Here is a 16,314-nt window from a genome sequence, read left to right on the forward strand (position 1 = left end):
CCTCGCCGAGATGCTCCACGAAGCCGAGGATGGCGTTGAGTTCGCCCTCCATGGCGGCGACGTCGTCGTCGGTAACGGCGATTCGGGCCAGCCGGGCGACGCGGCGGACGGTATTGGCATCGACGGACATTGCGGCCCTATGGTTATGACAAGATTTTCGCGAGCTATAGCGGCGCAACCGGCACGAGGCAACGGCGCGCCCCGTCCCTCACCCTCTTGCCGGTTGGTGCAAGGTCTGGCGGCAAAACCGGTCAGACCGCGAAGGCTTCTCCGATCGTGGGATTGCGGATCTTGCCCGCGTCCCCTTCCATCGCTTCAGCGAATTTGTCGGGCGTCGCGTCGAGGATGGGAAAGGTGCCCCAGTGGATCGGGACGATCATGTCGAAGTTGAAATAACGTCGGCAGGCCAGCGCCGCCACCGCCGCCCCCATGGTGAAGCGGTCACCGACCGGCACCATTGCGATCTTCGGCGCATGCAGTTCCTCAATCAGCGCCATGTCGGCGAAAATATCGGTGTCGCCCATGTGATAGACCGTTGGCCCCTCGTCGAAATGGAAGACCAGGCCGTTAGGCATGCCGAGATAAGTCACCGTCCCGTCTTCCTCGACATGGCCGGACGAATGAAAGGCTTGGGTGAAGGTCACTGTAAAATCGTCGAAAGCGATCGTGCCGCCGGTGTTTCCCCCCTCGCCGTTTCCCGCGCCCTGCTTGCCGAGCCAGTTCACCAGCTCGAAATTGCCGACGATCTTGCAGCCGAATCGCTTGGCGATCTCCACCGTATCGCCGACGTGGTCGGCATGGCCGTGGCTGAGCACGATATGCGTCACGCCTTCGGCCGCCGCTGCCACATCGCCCTTGAAATGCGGATTTCCCGTCAGGAACGGATCGATCAGGATGACCGAAGCGGCCGTCTCGATTCGAAATGCGGAATGGCCGAAATAGGTGATCTTCATGAAGCTGCTCCTTGCCGTGGAGAGAAAACCGGGCGGTTTGCCATTGCCTCGGCCCGCCGTGCTAACTGCGCGTGAAGGCGGAACGGTCAAGGATATGGAATGCCCATCCTCGCAATCGATGAGTTTGCCGCACATGTGCCGAAAGGCGCAACGATAGCCGGGATCGACCTCGGCACCAAGACGATCGGGCTTGCCGTCTCTGATCTCGGACAGAGCTTCGCTACGCCGCGCAAGGTGATCCGGCGGGTCAAGTTCACGATCGACGCCAAGGCCCTCTTAGCCGCTCTCGACGGCGAACGCGTCGCCGGGATCGTGGTCGGCCTCCCCCTCAACATGGATGGCTCCGAGGGGCCTCGTGTCCAGTCGACCCGTGCTTTCGTGCGCAACTACGCGCAGTTTGACGCGCGTCCAGTGCTTTTATGGGACGAGCGGCTGTCGACGGTGGCGGCGGAACGCGGCTTGCTGGAAGCGGACGTCTCGCGCCGCAAGCGCGCCGAGCGGATCGATTCCGCGGCCGCGGCCTTCATTCTTCAGGGCGCGCTCGACAGGCTTTCCTCGCTGCGGCCATAAGTACCGTAGGCCGGCGCCGCGACTGCATCCTGCTCGCATGCGCGGCGGCTCTCCCACCAAGCGGCGATCCTGCGACGCCTGCGAAACGCGATGATCGCGAACAGGATCAGGCTGTCGACGGCGAGTGCCTCGGCGATCATGCCGGGTATGGCGGTCGGCTCGATACCGAGCAGCGTGCCGTACATGTTGAAGACGTGATCATGCAGCGCACGGGAGAAGAAGACCCCGCCCATATCATTGAGCGACAGAAAATACCATCCCCAAAAAAAGACCAACGGTCCGAGCCAGAGGGCGAGAAGGGTACGCATCAACGAGTCTCGCCTTCTTCGAAATTCGACTGCTGGTTTTCCAGCAGCGCCCGGCGCTCCGCAGCCTTGATGGCGGCGAGAACCGCTTTGAAGGTCGCCTCATCGGCGGGGTCCTCGTCAGCCTCCATCAGATGATCGAACAGCAGCGCTCCGAACGTGAACGCGACCGAGACAAGGAAGCCTGGCCCCTCTCCGAAGACGCCGGCGAGCTGCGAACCGGTCAGAGCCGATGACGCGTAAAGCGCGACAAGCGCGACAAGCGCGAAAAGCACGGCGCCGGCGACCGGCTCGGCCTTGCGCGCGACGGCGGTCGACGACGCGTTCAGTCCGGCGATCCCCATGCCGAAGCCGATCGCAAGCGCGGCAAACGTTGCCGCGAAGGCAAGCGCCTGGTTCGGCAGCAGGCCGAGCTCAAGCGGAACCGGCATTAAAGTCAGCAGACCATTCCACCCGCCGTCCAAGAGGCGGTCGAGCATGCCCGCCTCTTGAGCGAGACGCAGACCCGAGAGAGCGGTGAACCCCATCCAGGCACTGAGTGCCAGCGTCGTCGCCATACGGCGCATAGGCGCCTCCCTACGTCATGGTTACCGGTCTATTAACGCCCAGTCTCGCGATCCGCTCCCTTCGCCGCAACCGATACCGGAGGTTAACCTTAATAGCTGCGGACCACCTCGCCGGATTTCGCTCCCCGTGTAGAAAAACGGGAAACGCCGCCATAGGGTTTCCGACAACTCGACACATTCCTTCGTCAGCGGATCGGCGGATAAAGCTCTTCGACGATGGCACGGGAGTCGTGACGCAGGTCGAGCATGCCGTAAGTGTGACGGAATACGCCGCCCAGTCGTGTATCGGCAAAGGCATCGGCGGCGCGCGCGGCGTTCAGACGGCGCAAAGCGGCGGCCGCGCCGGCGAGCGCCAGTTGCTCGGCAAGCAGCCTGCACGCGCCTTCGTCGGAAAGGGCCATCGACAGCGCCGCGCGCAGAACGCCGGGCGTACCGCCCGCCGTCGCGGCCATATCCGATTCGATCACTCCGATCACCGTCTCGAAGGCGTCCGGATCCTGCCGCAACACCCGCGCGAGGTCGAGCGCCATGACATTGCCCGAGCCTTCCCAGATGGCGTTCACCGGCGCCTCGCGATAGGCTCTGGCGAGCCTGCCGTCCTCGACATAGCCATTGCCGCCGAGACACTCCATCGCTTCGTAAGTCAGCGACGGCGCGAGCTTGCAGACCCAATATTTCGTCACCGGTGTCATGACCCGCGCCCAGGCCGCCTCGGCGGCGCCGTCGCCATCCTCCGAGCGGCGGTCGAAGGCTTCGGCCAGGCGAAACGACAGTGCGGTCGCACCGGCGACGTCCAGGGCCATGTCGGCGAGCACCCGGATCATCTGTGGTTGATCCACCAGGCCTTTCCCGAACACCTGCCGTTCCCGGCAATGATGCACCGCTTCAGCGAGCGCGCCCCGCATCAGGCCGGCGGAAGCAAGCGCACAATCGAGCCGGGTCAGCGTGACCATCTCGATGATCGTGCGGACGCCCCTGCCCAAATCGCCGATCCGGACCGCCTCGGCATCGACAATCTCGACCTCGGCGGAAGCGTTGGAGCGGTTGCCGAGCTTGTCCTTGAGCCGCTGGATGAAAAGTCCATTGAGCGCACCGTCACCCCGTCGCCGCGGCATCAGGAAACAGGTCAGGCCGTCGCTTGTCTGCGCGAGGACAAGAAACGCGTCCGACATCGGCGCGGACATGAACCATTTGTGGCCCGTGATGCGGTAGCGGCCGTCACCGACATCGACTGCCCGCGACGTATTGGCGCGAACGTCCGTCCCGCCCTGTTTCTCGGTCATGCCCATGCCGAGCGTGACGCCAGCCTTCGTCAACGGCGGCTTGACGCCAGGGTCGTACTGCCGGGGCGCAATCGCCGGCAGCCAGGCATCCCGTACGTCCGGCGCAGCGGCGAGCGGTGCGACGGCCGCGCTGGTCATCGTTATCGGGCACAAATGGCCACATTCGACACCGGCCGTCATGTAGAAGCGCGCCGCTCGCGCACGGTGGCGAACGCCCTCCTCCTCGGCCGGACCGCTCCACAGCGACGCATGCAAGCCATCCGCGATCGAGCGACGCATCAGCGCATGATAGGCAGGATGATAATCGACGAGTTCCAGCCGGCGGCCCTTCTCGTCGAAACGACGCAACTTCGGCGGTTCGGTATTGGCGAGGCGGGCAAGGTCGTGCGCCTCGGGCGACCCGCAAAACCGCCCGTGCTGCTCAAGCGACAGGAGCGCCGCATTGCCGAGATCAGCCGCGAGAAGCCGCAGCAGCGGGTCGCTTCGAAAGGCATTGAATCCGGCGTAATCGGAAGACTGGTTGACCACCTCATGGGTCTGAAATGTCGTCTCGGCCATATCGGTCTCCTCGTTCGGTTCGCTCGCCATGACGATCCTTGCCGCAAAACCCGCGATTGCCTATAGGCGTGGATTTTATGAGCGCGCTCTCTTCCTTCCCCGCATTCGCCCAGCGACATCTGCTCGGCATTGCCCACCTGCAGCCGCACGAGATCGAGCAGCTGATCGATCTCGCCGAAGCGGAGGTCGCGGTCAGCCGGCGTCGTGACAAGAAGAAGTCGACCCTCAAGGGGCGGACCCAGATCAATCTCTTCTTCGAAGCTTCGACCCGCACCCAGTCATCCTTCGAACTAGCCGGAAAGCGGCTGGGCGCCGACGTCATGAACATGTCCGTCGCGAACTCCTCCGTCAAAAAAGGCGAGACGCTGATCGACACGGCGATGACGCTGAACGCGATGCGGCCGGATATTCTCGTCGTGCGGCACCATTCCGCGGGCGCCGTCGCGCTGCTTGCCCAGAAGGTCGCCTGCTCGGTCGTCAATGCCGGCGACGGTGCCCATGAACACCCGACGCAAGCACTGCTCGACGCACTGACCGTCCGGCGGCGCAAGGGGCGGATCGCGGGGCTCATCGTGGCGATCTGCGGCGACGTCCTGCACAGCCGCGTCGCCCGCTCGAACATTCTGCTGCTGAACGCGCTTGGCGCTCAGGTCCGCGTCGTCGCGCCCTCGACCCTTTTGCCACGCGGCATCGAGCAGATGGGCGTCGAGGTCCATCGGCGGATGGCGGACGGCCTGAAGAATGCCGATGTGGTGATGATGCTGCGACTCCAGCGCGAGCGCATGGCCGGCTCTTTCGTGCCGTCGGTGCGGGAGTATTTCCGCTATTTCGGCCTCGATTCCGACAAGCTGAAGATCGCCAAGCCGGATGCGCTGGTCATGCATCCGGGGCCGATGAACCGGGGAGTCGAGATCGCCTCGGAGATCGCCGACGGACCGCAAAGCGTTATCGAGGAACAGGTCGAGATGGGCGTCGCCGTCCGGATGGCCGTCATGCAGGCCCTCATCGGCGGATCGGAGGTCACGGCATGAGCGACCAGCATCGCCCCCTCATCATCGAACAGGTTCGAATCCTCGACCCGGCGCGATCGCTCGACGTCGTCGGATCGGTCGTCGTGGCGGACGGCGTGATCATCGCCTCTGGCTCCGATGGGCTGAACCAGGGACGGCCGGACGGAGCCAGGGTGATCGACGGGCGTGGACTGGCACTTGTGCCGGGCCTCGTCGACGCCCGGGTGTTCATCGGCGAACCCGGCGGCGAGCACCGCGAGACGATCGCCTCGGCCTCCGCGGCCGCAGCGGCAGGCGGCGTCACGTCAATCCTGACCATGCCCGACACCAATCCGGTGGTCGACGACGTCGCCATCGCCGAATTCGTCATGCGGACCGCGCGCGATACCGCCTCGATCAATGTCTTTCCGGCAGCGGCGCTCACCCGAGGTCTGCGAGGCGAGGAAATGACCGAAATCGGACTCCTGTCGGACGCGGGCGTTCGCGCCTTTACCGACGGCCGTCGGACCATCGCTAACCCGGCGCTGCTGCGGCGGATCATGACCTACGCGCGCGATTTTGACGCGCTGGTCATGCACGAAACCCAGGACGCCGAGCTCGGCGGCGACGGCGTCATGAACGAAGGGCTCCTGGCGTCCTGGCTGGGGCTGGCGGGCGCGCCGGCCGAGGCCGAAATCATTCCGCTGGAGCGCGATCTTCGGCTCGCTGCCCTCACGACCTGCCGCTATCATGCCGCCAAGATTTCGCTGGGCGAATCGGCGAAGGTCGTGCGGCGCGCCAAACAGCGCGGCGTCAGGGCGAGTGCAGGCGTTTCGATCAACCATTTGTCGCTGAACGAGAACGATATCGGCGAGTACCGGACCTTTTTTCGCCTGGCGCCGCCGTTGCGGAGCGAGGATGACCGCTGTGCCATGGTCGCCGCGCTCGCGGACGGAACGATCGACATCATCGTCTCCTCCCACGATCCGCAGGACGCCGACGGCAAGCGCCGTCCCTTCGCCGAAGCCGAGAGCGGCGCCATTGGTTTGGAAACGCTCCTGCCCGCGGCCTTGCGGTTGCACCACTCCGGCGATGTCGCGCTGCTTCGGATCGTCGAGTCGATGACGTCGGCCCCAGCCGGGTTGCTCGGTCTCGACCGGGGCACGCTTGTTCCCGGCCGGCCCGCGGATATGGTCCTTGTCGACCTGGATGCACCCTTCCTCTTCAGCGAGGATGCGATCCATTCGCGCTCGAAGAACACGGCGTTCGAAAACGCCCGCTTCCAGGGCCGGGTCTTGCGCACCTTCGTCGCCGGCCGCACAGTCTATTCGACGACCGTAACCAGCGGGGGTTGAGTCTATTGGGCAGCGAAGAGGGGATGGGCCTGATCATCGCGACGGCGCTTGCCGGTGGTTACCTCTGCGGCACGATTCCGTTCGGCCTGATCTTTGCGCGGCTGTTCGGCCTCGGCGACATCCGCAAGATCGGCTCGGGCAACATCGGCGCGACCAACGCGCTGCGCACCGGTAACAAGCCGATGGCGGCACTTACGCTCGCTGGCGATATCCTCAAGGGGACCGTCCCTGTTCTCATTGCCGGAGCCTTATGGGGAAACCTCCCGGCGGCTGTTGCCGGCCTTGGCGCATTCCTTGGCCATCTTTTTCCGGTCTGGCTGGGCTTCAAGGGCGGCAAGGGCGTCGCCACCTATCTCGGCATCGTACTGGGCATCGCTCCGATCGGAGTATTGATCTTCGCGGCCGTCTGGCTGTCGGTCGCTTATCTCTCCCGCTATTCCTCACTTGCCGCCCTCGCCGCGACACTTGTTCTGCCGCCTGCCTATTTCGTGCTCGGTCTGGAGATGGCGGGGATGTTGACCACCGTGCTGACCCTGTTGGTCTACATAAAGCATCATGCGAACATTCGCCGGCTGCTCTCGGGTGAGGAAGGCAAGATCGGAGCCAAGGGGTGAGTCCCGCGGACGTTCAAAAGTCCGGCGTCCAACTCCCTCTAACCACGCGTCTCGCATGGCTGCGTCTGATCCGCAGCGAGAATGTCGGCCCCGCCACGTTTCGCGCGCTCATCAATCGCTATGGCGGCGCCGAGGCGGCGCTGGAGGCACTGCCGGATCTGGCCGCGCGCGGCGGTCGCAAGATCCGGGTGGCCAGCCAGGCGGCCGTCGAGGACGAAATGTTAAGGGCCGAGCGGCTCGGCGCGCGCTTCGTCTGCGTTGGCGAATCCGACTATCCCGTCCTGCTTCGCCGCACCGAGCAGGCACCGCCAGTTCTAGCAGTAATGGGCGGCTCCGAGGTCCTGGGCCGTCCGGCGGTCGCCATCGTGGGCGCCCGCAACGCCTCACTCTCCGGTATCAAGTTGACCGGACGGTTCGCCGCCGGAATCGGGAGGGCCGGCTACGTTGTCGTTTCCGGTTTGGCGCGCGGTATAGACGCCGCGGCGCATGAGGCATCGCTTCCGACGGGCACTGTGGGCGTCTTCGCCGGTGGTCTTGACCGGCCCTATCCGAGCGAAAACCGACCACTGATGCGACAGATTATCGATGCCGACGGTTGCCTCGTCTCCGAAATGCCGTTCGGCTGGGAGCCGCGTGCGAGGGACTTTCCCCGTCGCAACCGCCTCGTCGCCGGGCTCGGACTGGGCCTCCTGGTGGTGGAAGCCGCGATACGGTCCGGCTCTCTCATCAGTGCCCGCCTCGCGGCAGAAATGGGCCGGCTCGTCTTCGCCGTTCCCGGATCGCCGCTCGATCCTCGCGCGGCGGGCGCCAACGGCCTTCTCAAGGAGGGGGCCATCCTAGTGACCGATGCCGACGATGTGATAGCGGCGTTGCGTCCGCTCGACGCGCGAATGACCTCGCCGGGCAACGACATCGCGTTGGAAGAGCCCGCCGGTGGCGGACCCGCCGATGAACCGGCCGAAGGGGAGCGCGAGCGCATCGTCGAAACGCTCGGAGCCACCCCCATCGATATCGACGACATCATCGCTCACACCGGATCGACGCCCGGCGCGGTGCAATTGGTCTTGCTCGAACTCGATCTTGCCGGTCGACTCGAACGGCACGCGAATGGCCAGGTGTCACTGCTTCTTTGATGTCTCGGCGGAGGAACCGATCTGTTGCTCTGCCTCGAGTCGGGCCAGGTCCATCAGATATCCGAGGATCGACCCCTCCTTGGCGCCGGATACAACCTTTAATTGCTCTAGCATATCCCGGACATATTGAAGATTTTCCCGTCGACTGGTTGGATTGGCTGACATGGAAGGAGAAACTCCCGGGCTAGAAGTGACTCGACTGGCCAGGCGCTGGCGTCACCTAGCTTCATCGAGGTATGCAACCATAGAGAATTACCCCCTATGGTTGCAAGCCTGCCTTCCGTGCTCCCGGTTGGGGTTGACCGTCCGCGCCGGACTGTCCATGTGACGGGACGGTCGACAGGCGGAATGTCGCCATCGTCGAGCGTGCATTCCTTAGCCGTCACGCGTTTTCTCCTGCCAGGACAGAATATCCATGGATGTCGTCATCGTTGAATCGCCTGCCAAAGCGAAGACGATCAACAAATATCTCGGCGGAAACTACAAGGTTATCGCCTCATACGGTCATGTCCGCGACCTTCCGCCGAAAGACGGTTCCGTGCGACCGGATGAAGATTTCGAAATGAGCTGGGAAGTCGCCAAGCCGTCCCAGAAGCGGCTGACCGAGATCGCCCAGGCGGTTCGCGCCGCCGACGGCCTCGTCCTCGCCACCGATCCCGATCGCGAAGGCGAGGCGATTTCCTGGCATGTTCTGGAAGTGCTGCGCCAGAAGAAGGCGATCGGTAAGAAACCGGTCAGCCGCGTCGTCTTCAATGCCATCACCAAAAAAGCCGTCCTCGACGCGATGGCCAATCCGCGGGAAATCGACGAGCCGCTGGTCGATGCCTATCTCGCCCGCCGGGCACTCGACTATCTGGTCGGCTTCACCCTGTCTCCGGTACTCTGGCGCAAGCTGCCGGGCGCCCGCTCCGCCGGCCGGGTGCAGTCGGTGGCGCTGCGGCTCATCTGCGACCGTGAAGCCGAGATCGAGCGTTTCAAGACGGACGAGTATTGGCAGATCGCCGCCCAACTCGCGACACCGCGTGGCGATGACTTCAAGGCCCGCCTAACGGTTTTCGATGGGGAGAAGCTGCAGAAGCTGTCGATCGGCAACGAGGAACGCGCCAATGTCGTTCGTTCGATGCTCGAAAGCGCGACCTACCGCGTCGACGGCGTCGAGGCCAAGCCGACGAAGCGCAATCCGGGCCCGCCCTTCACTACCTCGACCTTGCAGCAGGCTGCCTCCGCCAAGCTTGGCTTTTCGGCTTCGCGGACTATGCAGGTCGCCCAGAAGCTTTACGAGGGCGTCGATGTCGGCGGCGAGACGGTCGGCCTGATCACCTACATGCGGACCGACGGCGTGCAGATGGCGCCGGAAGCGATCGCGGACGCCCGCAAATCCATCGGCGCCAGCTTCGGCGAGCGCTATGTGCCCGACAAGCCGCGATACTATGCCTCCAAGGCCAAGAACGCCCAGGAAGCACACGAGGCCATTCGCCCGACCGAATTCGGCCGCGCGCCGAAGGATGTCGAACGCTATCTCGATCGCGATCAGGCACGGCTCTACGACCTGATCTGGAAACGCTGCATCGCCAGCCAGATGGCCTCGGCCGAAATCGAACGCACCACCGTCGATATCCTTGCAAGCGGTGGCGGCAAGACCGCGACGCTACGCGCCACCGGTCAGGTGATCAAGTTCGACGGTTTCATCGGCGCCTATGTCGACCATCGCGACGACAGTCGCGCCGCGGATGCCGGCGATGATGACGACGATTCGGCGCGGCTGCCGGAGATCCTAGCGAACGAGGAGCTCGTCAAGCGCGCCATCGACGCCTCGCAGCATTTCACCGAGCCGCCGCCGCGTTACTCGGAAGCGTCGCTGATCAAGCGGATGGAAGAGCTCGGCATCGGCCGGCCGTCGACCTATGCCTCGACGCTACAGACGCTGCAGGACCGCGACTACGTTGTCCATGAAAAACGCAAGCTTCTGCCGGAGGCCAAGGGCCGGCTGGTCACGGCCTTTCTGCACAATTTCTTCGAGCGCTATGTCGAGTATGATTTTACCGCCGAACTCGAAGAAAAGCTCGATCTCATCTCCGCCGGCAAGCTGGCCTGGAAGGACGTCCTGCGCGAATTCTGGCAGAACTTCTCGAACCATGTCGACGGCACCAAGGAATTGCGGGTCTCCGATGTCCTCGACGCGCTGAACGAGGAACTCGGTCCGCTGGTGTTCCCGCCCAAGGAGGACGGCACCGAGCCGCGCGCCTGCCCGCGTTGCGGCGATGGCAAGCTATCGCTCAAGCTCGGCAAGTTCGGCGCCTTCGTCGGCTGCTCGAACTATCCCGAATGCGGCTTTACCCGGCAGCTGGGCACCAGCCTTTCGGGGAACGGGAATGGCGACGAGGCCGAGGGTCCCAAGGATCTGGGCGCCGATCCGGAAACCGGCGACCCGGTGACGCTGCGCAGCGGCCGCTTCGGACCCTATGTCCAGCGCGGCGAAGGCAAGGAGGCCAAGCGCTCGTCCCTGCCGAAGGGTTGGCTGCCGGCCGAGATCGATTTGGAAAAGGCGCTGCGGCTCTTGTCGCTGCCGCGCGAAGTGGGGCGCCACCCCGAGAGCGGCAAGCCAATCCTCGCGGGGCTCGGCCGCTATGGTCCGTTTTTGCAGCATGACGGCATGTACGCAAATCTCGAGACCATCGAGGACGTGTTCGAGGTCGGGCTCAACCGGGCCGTGACCGTCATTGCCGAAAAGAAGGAGAACGGCGGTCGCGGTCGCGGCAAGCCCGCGGCACTGGCGACGCTCGGCGAACACCCGCAGCTCGGCGGGGAGATCACCGTGCGCGACGGCCGTTTCGGCCCCTATGTCAACACCGGCAAGATCAACGCCACGCTGCCGAAGGGCAAGGACCCGTCGAGCGTGACGCTGGAAGAGGCGATCCAGTTGCTCAACGATCGGGCGGAAAAGACAGGTAAGAAGGGCCCGGCGAAGAAGGCTGCGGCCAAGAGCAGGGCCAAGACCACCCCCAAGCCAAAGGGGAAAACCGCTGCCGTCAAGTCGGCGGCTAACGGCAAGGCGCCGACCAAGAAGTCCGCGGCGAAGTCGCCGGCCAAGCGCAAGGCGGTCAAGAACCCGCCCGCCGAATCCTCCGCGAATGGTGACGATTCGCTGCCCTGGGACGCGGACTGATCCGATGGCGCGGGGACGGCCTCGGGGCGAAACGCGCCCGGAATTGAGCCGGGAGGCGGTGCTCCGCTTCATCGCGGACAACCCTGGCCGCTCGTCCAAGCGCGACATCGCCAAGGCCTTTCAGGTCAAGGGCGACGAGCGCATCGCCCTGAAGGACCTCCTCGCCGACCTGCAGGCCGAAGGCGTCCTCGCCGGCGGCCGGAAACGGTTTTCCGCGCCAGGTGCATTGCCGGACGTGGCGGTTCTCGAAATCCGCAGCCGTGACGATGATGGCGGGCTGATCGCCGAACCCGCGGACTGGGACGAGGAAAGAGATGGCGAGCGCCCTCGCCTGCCCGTTCGCCAGGATCGTGACAAGGGCCCGGCCGCCGGCCTTGGCGAGCGTATCCTGGCGCGGATCGACGAGGATGAGAGCGGCGCGAAAATCGCCCGCGTGATCCGCGTACTGGAACGGCAGAAGACTCTGGCGCTCGGGGTGTTCCGCGCGCAACCGGGCGGTGGCGGCCGCGTCGAACCGGTCGAACGCAAGCAACTCGAATATACCGTGCGGGCGGGCGACACGAACCACGCCAAGGACGGCGATCTGGTGGAGATCGCGCCGGGGCCGCGCCATCGTACCGGCTCGCCGGTTGCCACGGTCATCGACGTCGTCGGCTCGATGGACTCCGAGCGCGCGATTTCGACCATCGCGCTGCATGCCCATTCCATCCCGCATGTGTTTCCAAAAGCCGTGATCGACGAAGCCGAGGCTGCCGGCCCGGCAACGATGAAGGACCGCGAGGATTGGCGGAGACTGCCTCTCGTCACCATCGATCCGGCCGACGCCAAGGACCACGACGATGCCGTCCACGCGGCGGAAGACGACGATCTCGCCAATCCCGGCGGCATGGTCGTCACGGTCGCCATCGCGGATGTCGCGCTCTATGTCCGCCCGGGCTCCAAGCTCGACGCCGAAGCCCGGCTTCGCGGCAATTCGGTTTATTTCCCGGACCGCGTCGTGCCGATGCTGCCGGAGCGCATTTCCAATGAACTCTGCTCGCTGCGCGAGGGAGTGGACCGGCCCGCCCTCGCCGTCCGGATGATTCTCGGGGCTCATGGTGAAAAGCGGCGTCACAGCTTCCACCGCATCATGATGAAAAGTCACGCCAAGCTGTCCTACGAGGCGGCCCAGGCAGCGATCGACGGTGCGCCGGGTGACGTGCATCCGACGGTCGTCGACGACATGCTGAAGCCGCTCTGGAAAGCCTATGGCCTCGCCAAGGCGGAGCGCGCGCGCCGGCAACCGCTGGATCTCGACCTGCCGGAGAAGAAGATCGTCCTGGGGCCGGATGGGCATGTCGACAAGGTGGTCGTGCCGCCGCGCCTCGACGCCCACCGGCTGATCGAGGAGTTCATGATCCTGGCGAATGTGGCCGCGGCCGAGACGCTCGAGGCGAAGCGTCAGGCACTGATCTACCGCGCTCACGACGCACCCTCGCTCGCCAAGCTCGAGTCATTGCGCGACTTCCTGCGGACGCTGGAGATTTCGCTGGCAAAGAGTGGCTCGCTGCGGCCATCGCATTTCAACGGCATCCTCACTCAGGTCAAGGCCAGCGAGCACGAGAGCCTCGTCAACGAGGTAGTATTGCGATCGCAGTCTCAGGCCGTCTATTCGCCCGAGAACATCGGGCATTTCGGCCTCAATCTCGTCCGCTACGCGCACTTCACCTCACCGATCCGCCGCTACGCCGACCTCATCGTTCACCGGGCGCTGATCACCGCGCTCGGGCTTGGCGACGGCGGCCTGAGTCGCGAGGACGAGGAAACCCTGGAACAGACCGCCGAGGCCATCTCACGTGCCGAACGTCGGGCCATGGCGGCGGAACGCGACACGGTCGACCGGCTGATCGCCCACCACCTTGCCGATCGCGTCGGCGAGGACTTCGAGGGGCGGATCACGGGCGTGACCAAGGCCGGGCTGTTCGTGGTGCTGCCGAACTTCGGGGCGGATGGTTTCGTGCCCATCTCGACGCTCGGAAACGAGTTCTTCCATTATGACGAGGTGGGTCGTTCGCTCGTCGGCGATCGGAGCGGCCATGGCTATCGCCTTGGCGATTCGGTAGAGGTGCGCCTCAAGGAGGCGCTGCCGCTTGCCGGTTCGATGCAATTCGAGATGTTGAGCGAGCCCCGCAAATTGCCGCGTACGACCGGTTCCTTCCAAAAGGCAGGCGGACGGCGACGCTCCACGGGACGCGAAAAAAACGTCGCCGGGAAGGCCAGGAGACGGCGATGAGCCAGCAGATGATCGACAGCGATTACGCGGGTCGGGCTAACAGCCCCGACAGCGACCGGCCGGTGGGGCCGGCGCTACTCAAGGGCCTTCGTTGCCGGTGCCCTAATTGCGGCGAGGGAAAGCTCTTCGCCGGCTACCTCAAGAGCGTCGACGCCTGCTCGGTCTGTGACCAGGAAATTCACCATCACCGCGCCGACGACCTGCCGCCCTATCTGACGGTGTTTATCGTCGGCCATATCGTTGTCGGCCTGTTCGTGTTTGTCGAGCGTGCGTCCACCCTTTCCCTGTGGACGCATCTGGTGATCTGGGTTCCCATCACGCTTCTTTTGTCGCTTGCGCTGCTTCAGCCATTGAAAGGCGCGACCATCGCCTTGCAGTGGGCGTTGCGGCTTGGGGGATTTGGTGGCGACACCGACGAGAGCCAAAGCTGTTGAACGAGAGCGGAGCCCTGGCGGCGCTCGACGCCGGACGCATGCCGCCCGACCTACGGCGGGCTGCCGGACAACAGCGTCGCCCGCGGGACGCGGGAACATTGATCATCGTCGACGAGGCTGGCCCGGTCCCGCGCCTGTTGATGGGACGGCGGGCTGCCGGGCATGTGTTCATGCCGGGCCGCTATGTCTTTCCCGGCGGCAGGGTCGATGCCGCAGATCTGGCCCTTGCTTCCGCCTTCACCCTATCCGAACCGGCCCTCGCGCGGCTTTGCGCGGGGCCGCCGGCGAGGGTCGATTCACGCAGGGCCACCGCGACCGCCCTCGCCGCGATTCGCGAAACTTTCGAGGAAGCCGGCGCCATGGTGGGGGTGCCCGGCACGTTCGAAGGCCGGGCAGCTGGCTTCTGGGGCAAGTTCGCCGAACGCGGAATTCGCCCGGATCCCCAACGGCTCGTACCGCTGGCACGGGCGATCACCCCGCCGGGACCGCCCCGGCGTTACGACACCCGTTTCTTCTGTGTCTCCGCGACCGGGATGTCCCACGCTCCATCGCTCGGGGATCTCCCCACCGACGAACTGGAAGCGGTCGAATGGTTCACCTTCGATCAGGTCAAGCAACTGTCTCTCGCCGCCATCACCTTGCGGGTTCTTGCTGATCTGGAGGCGCGGATCGCGGACGACTCGTGGCGCGACGCGACACGTCCCATGCCCTTTTATCGGGTGGTGCGCGGCCGGTTCGTCCGCGACTTTCTCTGACGGGATGGGCGGACCGGTCGGATGGACAAATGGACACCCGATGACATCGTCGCGGAAGCCGAACACGAGATCGACCAGATCGACTGGGTCTCGGCCGGCGCCGCCATCGCTTCGATCAGCGCGGTCGGCATCGCTCTTGGCCTCGGACTCCCCTTGCTGAGCGTCATTCTCGAACGAAGGGGTATCTCGGCGAGCCTGATCGGCGCCAACACCGCGGTCGCCGGAATCGCCTCGCTTCTCGCTGCGCCCTTGATTACGCCGATCGCGCGCCATCTCGGCGTTCGCCTGTCGATGCTGATTGCCATCGCGCTCTCGGGGGTCTCGGCTCTCGGCTTCTATTTTCTGACCCCGTTCTGGACGTGGTTTCCGCTGCGGTTGGTCTTCCACTTCGCGATCACCGCGCTGTTCGTCCTGTCCGAATTCTGGATCAACGCCGCAGCGCCGCCCGGCAAGCGCGGCTTCGTTTTGGGCATCTACGCCACCGTCCTGTCGCTCGGCTTCGCCGCCGGACCATTCATCTTCTCGCAAGTCGGCTCGACGGGAATCCTGCCCTTCGCTATCGGCGCCGGCGTCATCTTCGCCTCGGCCATTCCGTTGTTCTTCGCCTGGAACCGTCAGCCCGCCCTGGGTGAACGCCAGCGCGGCTCCTTCTGGCGTTTTATCTTCGCAGTCCCGACCGCCACGGGCGCCGTGCTGATCTTCGGCGCCGTGGAAGCCGGCGGCTTCGCGCTGTTTCCGATCTATGGGGAACGGCTTGGCTTTTCGGAGTCATCCGCCGCCCAATTGCTGACCGCAATCGGTCTCGGCAATGTGCTGATGCAGATTCCGATCGGCCTTTTGTCCGACCGTGTCCGGGATCGTCGCATCCTGTTGTCGCTCTTCGCCTTGATCGGCCTCGTCGGAACCTTATCCCTGCCCGTGGTCGCCCAGGATTGGCTGCTGATGGCCAGCCTCCTGTTCCTGTGGGGCGGCGTCGTGGCCGGTCTTTACACGGTGGGATTGGCGCATCTGGGCTCGAAGCTCGCCGGCTCCGAACTCGCGTCGGCGAATGCCGCCTTCATCTTCTGTTATTCGGCCGGCATGCTCGTCGGCCCGCAGGCCATCGGCTCCTCCATGGATCTGTTCGGAGCCAACGGATTTGCCTGGGCTCTCGCCGTCTTCTTCGGCCTCTACCTTGTCCTTACACTGGGTCGGATGGTCTGGGCGAGACGGGCTTGACTTGCCGACAAGCTTGGCTATGGTCCGCGTCGAATTCGCCGCCGCACCGCGACGGCGCATTGGTGCGTGGTGCATCGGCAGCTGTGCCGGTAACCCCACAAGCCGAAACAGTTTCAGCCGCAGTCGTGGCGAATGGGATCGGC

15 protein-coding genes are annotated in these 16,314 nt (G+C 64.8%); 10 read left to right on the plus strand and 5 right to left on the minus strand.

The annotated features are described in order from the left end of the window. Both MJ956_RS05025 and MJ956_RS05030 read right to left on the minus strand, forming a co-directional pair. A partial coding sequence (locus MJ956_RS05025; RefSeq protein ID WP_253963428.1) for an Asp-tRNA(Asn)/Glu-tRNA(Gln) amidotransferase subunit GatC occupies positions 1-130 on the minus strand: 130 nt, incomplete at its 3' end. A 121-nt stretch (positions 131-251) separates the two neighbouring features. Continuing rightward, on the minus strand, positions 252-953 hold the full coding sequence (locus tag MJ956_RS05030; protein WP_253963383.1) for a metal-dependent hydrolase: 702 nt from the start codon (positions 951-953) through the stop codon (positions 252-254). 99 nt (positions 954-1,052) lie between these two features. Between MJ956_RS05030 and ruvX the strand changes: the two genes are divergently transcribed. Continuing rightward, positions 1,053-1,523 carry a Holliday junction resolvase RuvX gene (ruvX, locus tag MJ956_RS05035; RefSeq protein ID WP_253963384.1) on the plus strand — a complete coding sequence of 157 codons (471 nt, stop codon included), beginning with the start codon at positions 1,053-1,055 and terminating at the stop codon, positions 1,521-1,523. Here ruvX and MJ956_RS05040 read toward each other — a convergent pair. The 3 genes from MJ956_RS05040 to MJ956_RS05050 form a co-directional block, all read right to left on the minus strand. After that, positions 1,484-1,831 (minus strand): DUF6105 family protein, encoded by a 348-nt coding sequence (locus MJ956_RS05040; protein WP_253963385.1) that lies wholly within the window; start codon positions 1,829-1,831, stop codon positions 1,484-1,486. The two genes, ruvX and MJ956_RS05040, sit on opposite strands and share 40 nt — an antisense overlap. Beyond that, positions 1,831-2,394 (minus strand): hypothetical protein, encoded by a 564-nt coding sequence (locus MJ956_RS05045; RefSeq protein WP_253963386.1) that lies wholly within the window; start codon positions 2,392-2,394, stop codon positions 1,831-1,833. Before MJ956_RS05045 ends, MJ956_RS05040 begins: the two co-directional genes overlap by 1 nt. Positions 2,395-2,579: 185 nt before the next feature. Further along, the gene (locus MJ956_RS05050) at positions 2,580-4,235 is read right to left on the minus strand and encodes an acyl-CoA dehydrogenase family protein (RefSeq protein ID WP_253963429.1); all 1,656 of its coding nucleotides are present in this window, start codon (positions 4,233-4,235) and stop codon (positions 2,580-2,582) included. A gap of 77 nt (positions 4,236-4,312) precedes the next feature. Between MJ956_RS05050 and MJ956_RS05055 the strand changes: the two genes are divergently transcribed. The 9 genes from MJ956_RS05055 (at position 4,313) to MJ956_RS05095 (ending at position 16,171) form a co-directional block, all read left to right on the plus strand. After that, the gene (locus tag MJ956_RS05055; RefSeq protein WP_253963387.1) at positions 4,313-5,266 is read left to right on the plus strand and encodes an aspartate carbamoyltransferase catalytic subunit; all 954 of its coding nucleotides are present in this window, start codon (positions 4,313-4,315) and stop codon (positions 5,264-5,266) included. Further along, entirely contained in the window at positions 5,263-6,579 is a 1,317-nt protein-coding gene (locus MJ956_RS05060; protein WP_253963388.1) for a dihydroorotase, read from the plus strand. Before MJ956_RS05055 ends, MJ956_RS05060 begins: the two co-directional genes overlap by 4 nt. Before the next feature lie 23 nt (positions 6,580-6,602). Beyond that, complete coding sequence (gene plsY / locus MJ956_RS05065) at positions 6,603-7,193, plus strand: glycerol-3-phosphate 1-O-acyltransferase PlsY (protein ID WP_253963389.1); 591 nt, start codon at positions 6,603-6,605, stop codon at positions 7,191-7,193. Continuing rightward, entirely contained in the window at positions 7,190-8,326 is a 1,137-nt protein-coding gene (gene dprA, locus MJ956_RS05070; protein WP_253963390.1) for a DNA-processing protein DprA, read from the plus strand. The genes plsY and dprA overlap by 4 nt, the downstream gene beginning before the upstream one ends. 415 nt (positions 8,327-8,741) lie before the next feature. Then, the gene (topA, locus tag MJ956_RS05075) at positions 8,742-11,492 is read left to right on the plus strand and encodes a type I DNA topoisomerase (RefSeq protein WP_253963391.1); all 2,751 of its coding nucleotides are present in this window, start codon (positions 8,742-8,744) and stop codon (positions 11,490-11,492) included. Beyond that, positions 11,458-13,764, plus strand: a complete 2,307-nt coding sequence (gene rnr / locus MJ956_RS05080; protein WP_423724800.1) for a ribonuclease R — start codon at positions 11,458-11,460, stop codon at positions 13,762-13,764. Before topA ends, rnr begins: the two co-directional genes overlap by 35 nt. Beyond that, on the plus strand, positions 13,761-14,198 hold the full coding sequence (locus MJ956_RS05085; protein ID WP_253963393.1) for a DUF983 domain-containing protein: 438 nt from the start codon (positions 13,761-13,763) through the stop codon (positions 14,196-14,198). The genes rnr and MJ956_RS05085 overlap by 4 nt, the downstream gene beginning before the upstream one ends. Next, complete coding sequence (locus MJ956_RS05090; RefSeq protein WP_253963394.1) at positions 14,195-14,953, plus strand: NUDIX hydrolase; 759 nt, start codon at positions 14,195-14,197, stop codon at positions 14,951-14,953. The genes MJ956_RS05085 and MJ956_RS05090 overlap by 4 nt, the downstream gene beginning before the upstream one ends. A gap of 21 nt (positions 14,954-14,974) precedes the next feature. Beyond that, the gene (locus tag MJ956_RS05095; protein WP_253963395.1) at positions 14,975-16,171 is read left to right on the plus strand and encodes an MFS transporter; all 1,197 of its coding nucleotides are present in this window, start codon (positions 14,975-14,977) and stop codon (positions 16,169-16,171) included. The last annotated feature ends 143 nt before the right edge of the window (positions 16,172-16,314 follow it).

It is taken from the genome of Aurantimonas marianensis (genome assembly GCF_024195285.1).
Classification (GTDB): domain Bacteria; phylum Pseudomonadota; class Alphaproteobacteria; order Rhizobiales; family Rhizobiaceae; genus Aurantimonas; species Aurantimonas marianensis.

What these genes read in the sequence shown, in the direction of transcription:
- MJ956_RS05030 (WP_253963383.1), bottom strand. Translation starts at nt 953, where the DNA reads ATGAAGATCACCTATTTCGGCCATTCCGCATTTCGAATCGAGACGGCC.
- ruvX (WP_253963384.1), top strand. Translation starts at nt 1,053, where the DNA reads ATGCCCATCCTCGCAATCGATGAGTTTGCCGCACATGTGCCGAAAGGC.
- MJ956_RS05040 (WP_253963385.1), bottom strand. Translation starts at nt 1,831, where the DNA reads ATGCGTACCCTTCTCGCCCTCTGGCTCGGACCGTTGGTCTTTTTTTGG.
- MJ956_RS05045 (WP_253963386.1), bottom strand. Translation starts at nt 2,394, where the DNA reads ATGCGCCGTATGGCGACGACGCTGGCACTCAGTGCCTGGATGGGGTTC.
- MJ956_RS05050 (WP_253963429.1), bottom strand. Translation starts at nt 4,235, where the DNA reads ATGGCCGAGACGACATTTCAGACCCATGAGGTGGTCAACCAGTCTTCC.
- MJ956_RS05055 (WP_253963387.1), top strand. Translation starts at nt 4,313, where the DNA reads ATGAGCGCGCTCTCTTCCTTCCCCGCATTCGCCCAGCGACATCTGCTC.
- MJ956_RS05060 (WP_253963388.1), top strand. Translation starts at nt 5,263, where the DNA reads ATGAGCGACCAGCATCGCCCCCTCATCATCGAACAGGTTCGAATCCTC.
- plsY (WP_253963389.1), top strand. Translation starts at nt 6,603, where the DNA reads ATGGGCCTGATCATCGCGACGGCGCTTGCCGGTGGTTACCTCTGCGGC.
- topA (WP_253963391.1), top strand. Translation starts at nt 8,742, where the DNA reads ATGGATGTCGTCATCGTTGAATCGCCTGCCAAAGCGAAGACGATCAAC.
- rnr (WP_423724800.1), top strand. Translation starts at nt 11,458, where the DNA reads ATGGTGACGATTCGCTGCCCTGGGACGCGGACTGATCCGATGGCGCGG.
- MJ956_RS05085 (WP_253963393.1), top strand. Translation starts at nt 13,761, where the DNA reads ATGAGCCAGCAGATGATCGACAGCGATTACGCGGGTCGGGCTAACAGC.
- MJ956_RS05095 (WP_253963395.1), top strand. Translation starts at nt 14,975, where the DNA reads ATGGACAAATGGACACCCGATGACATCGTCGCGGAAGCCGAACACGAG.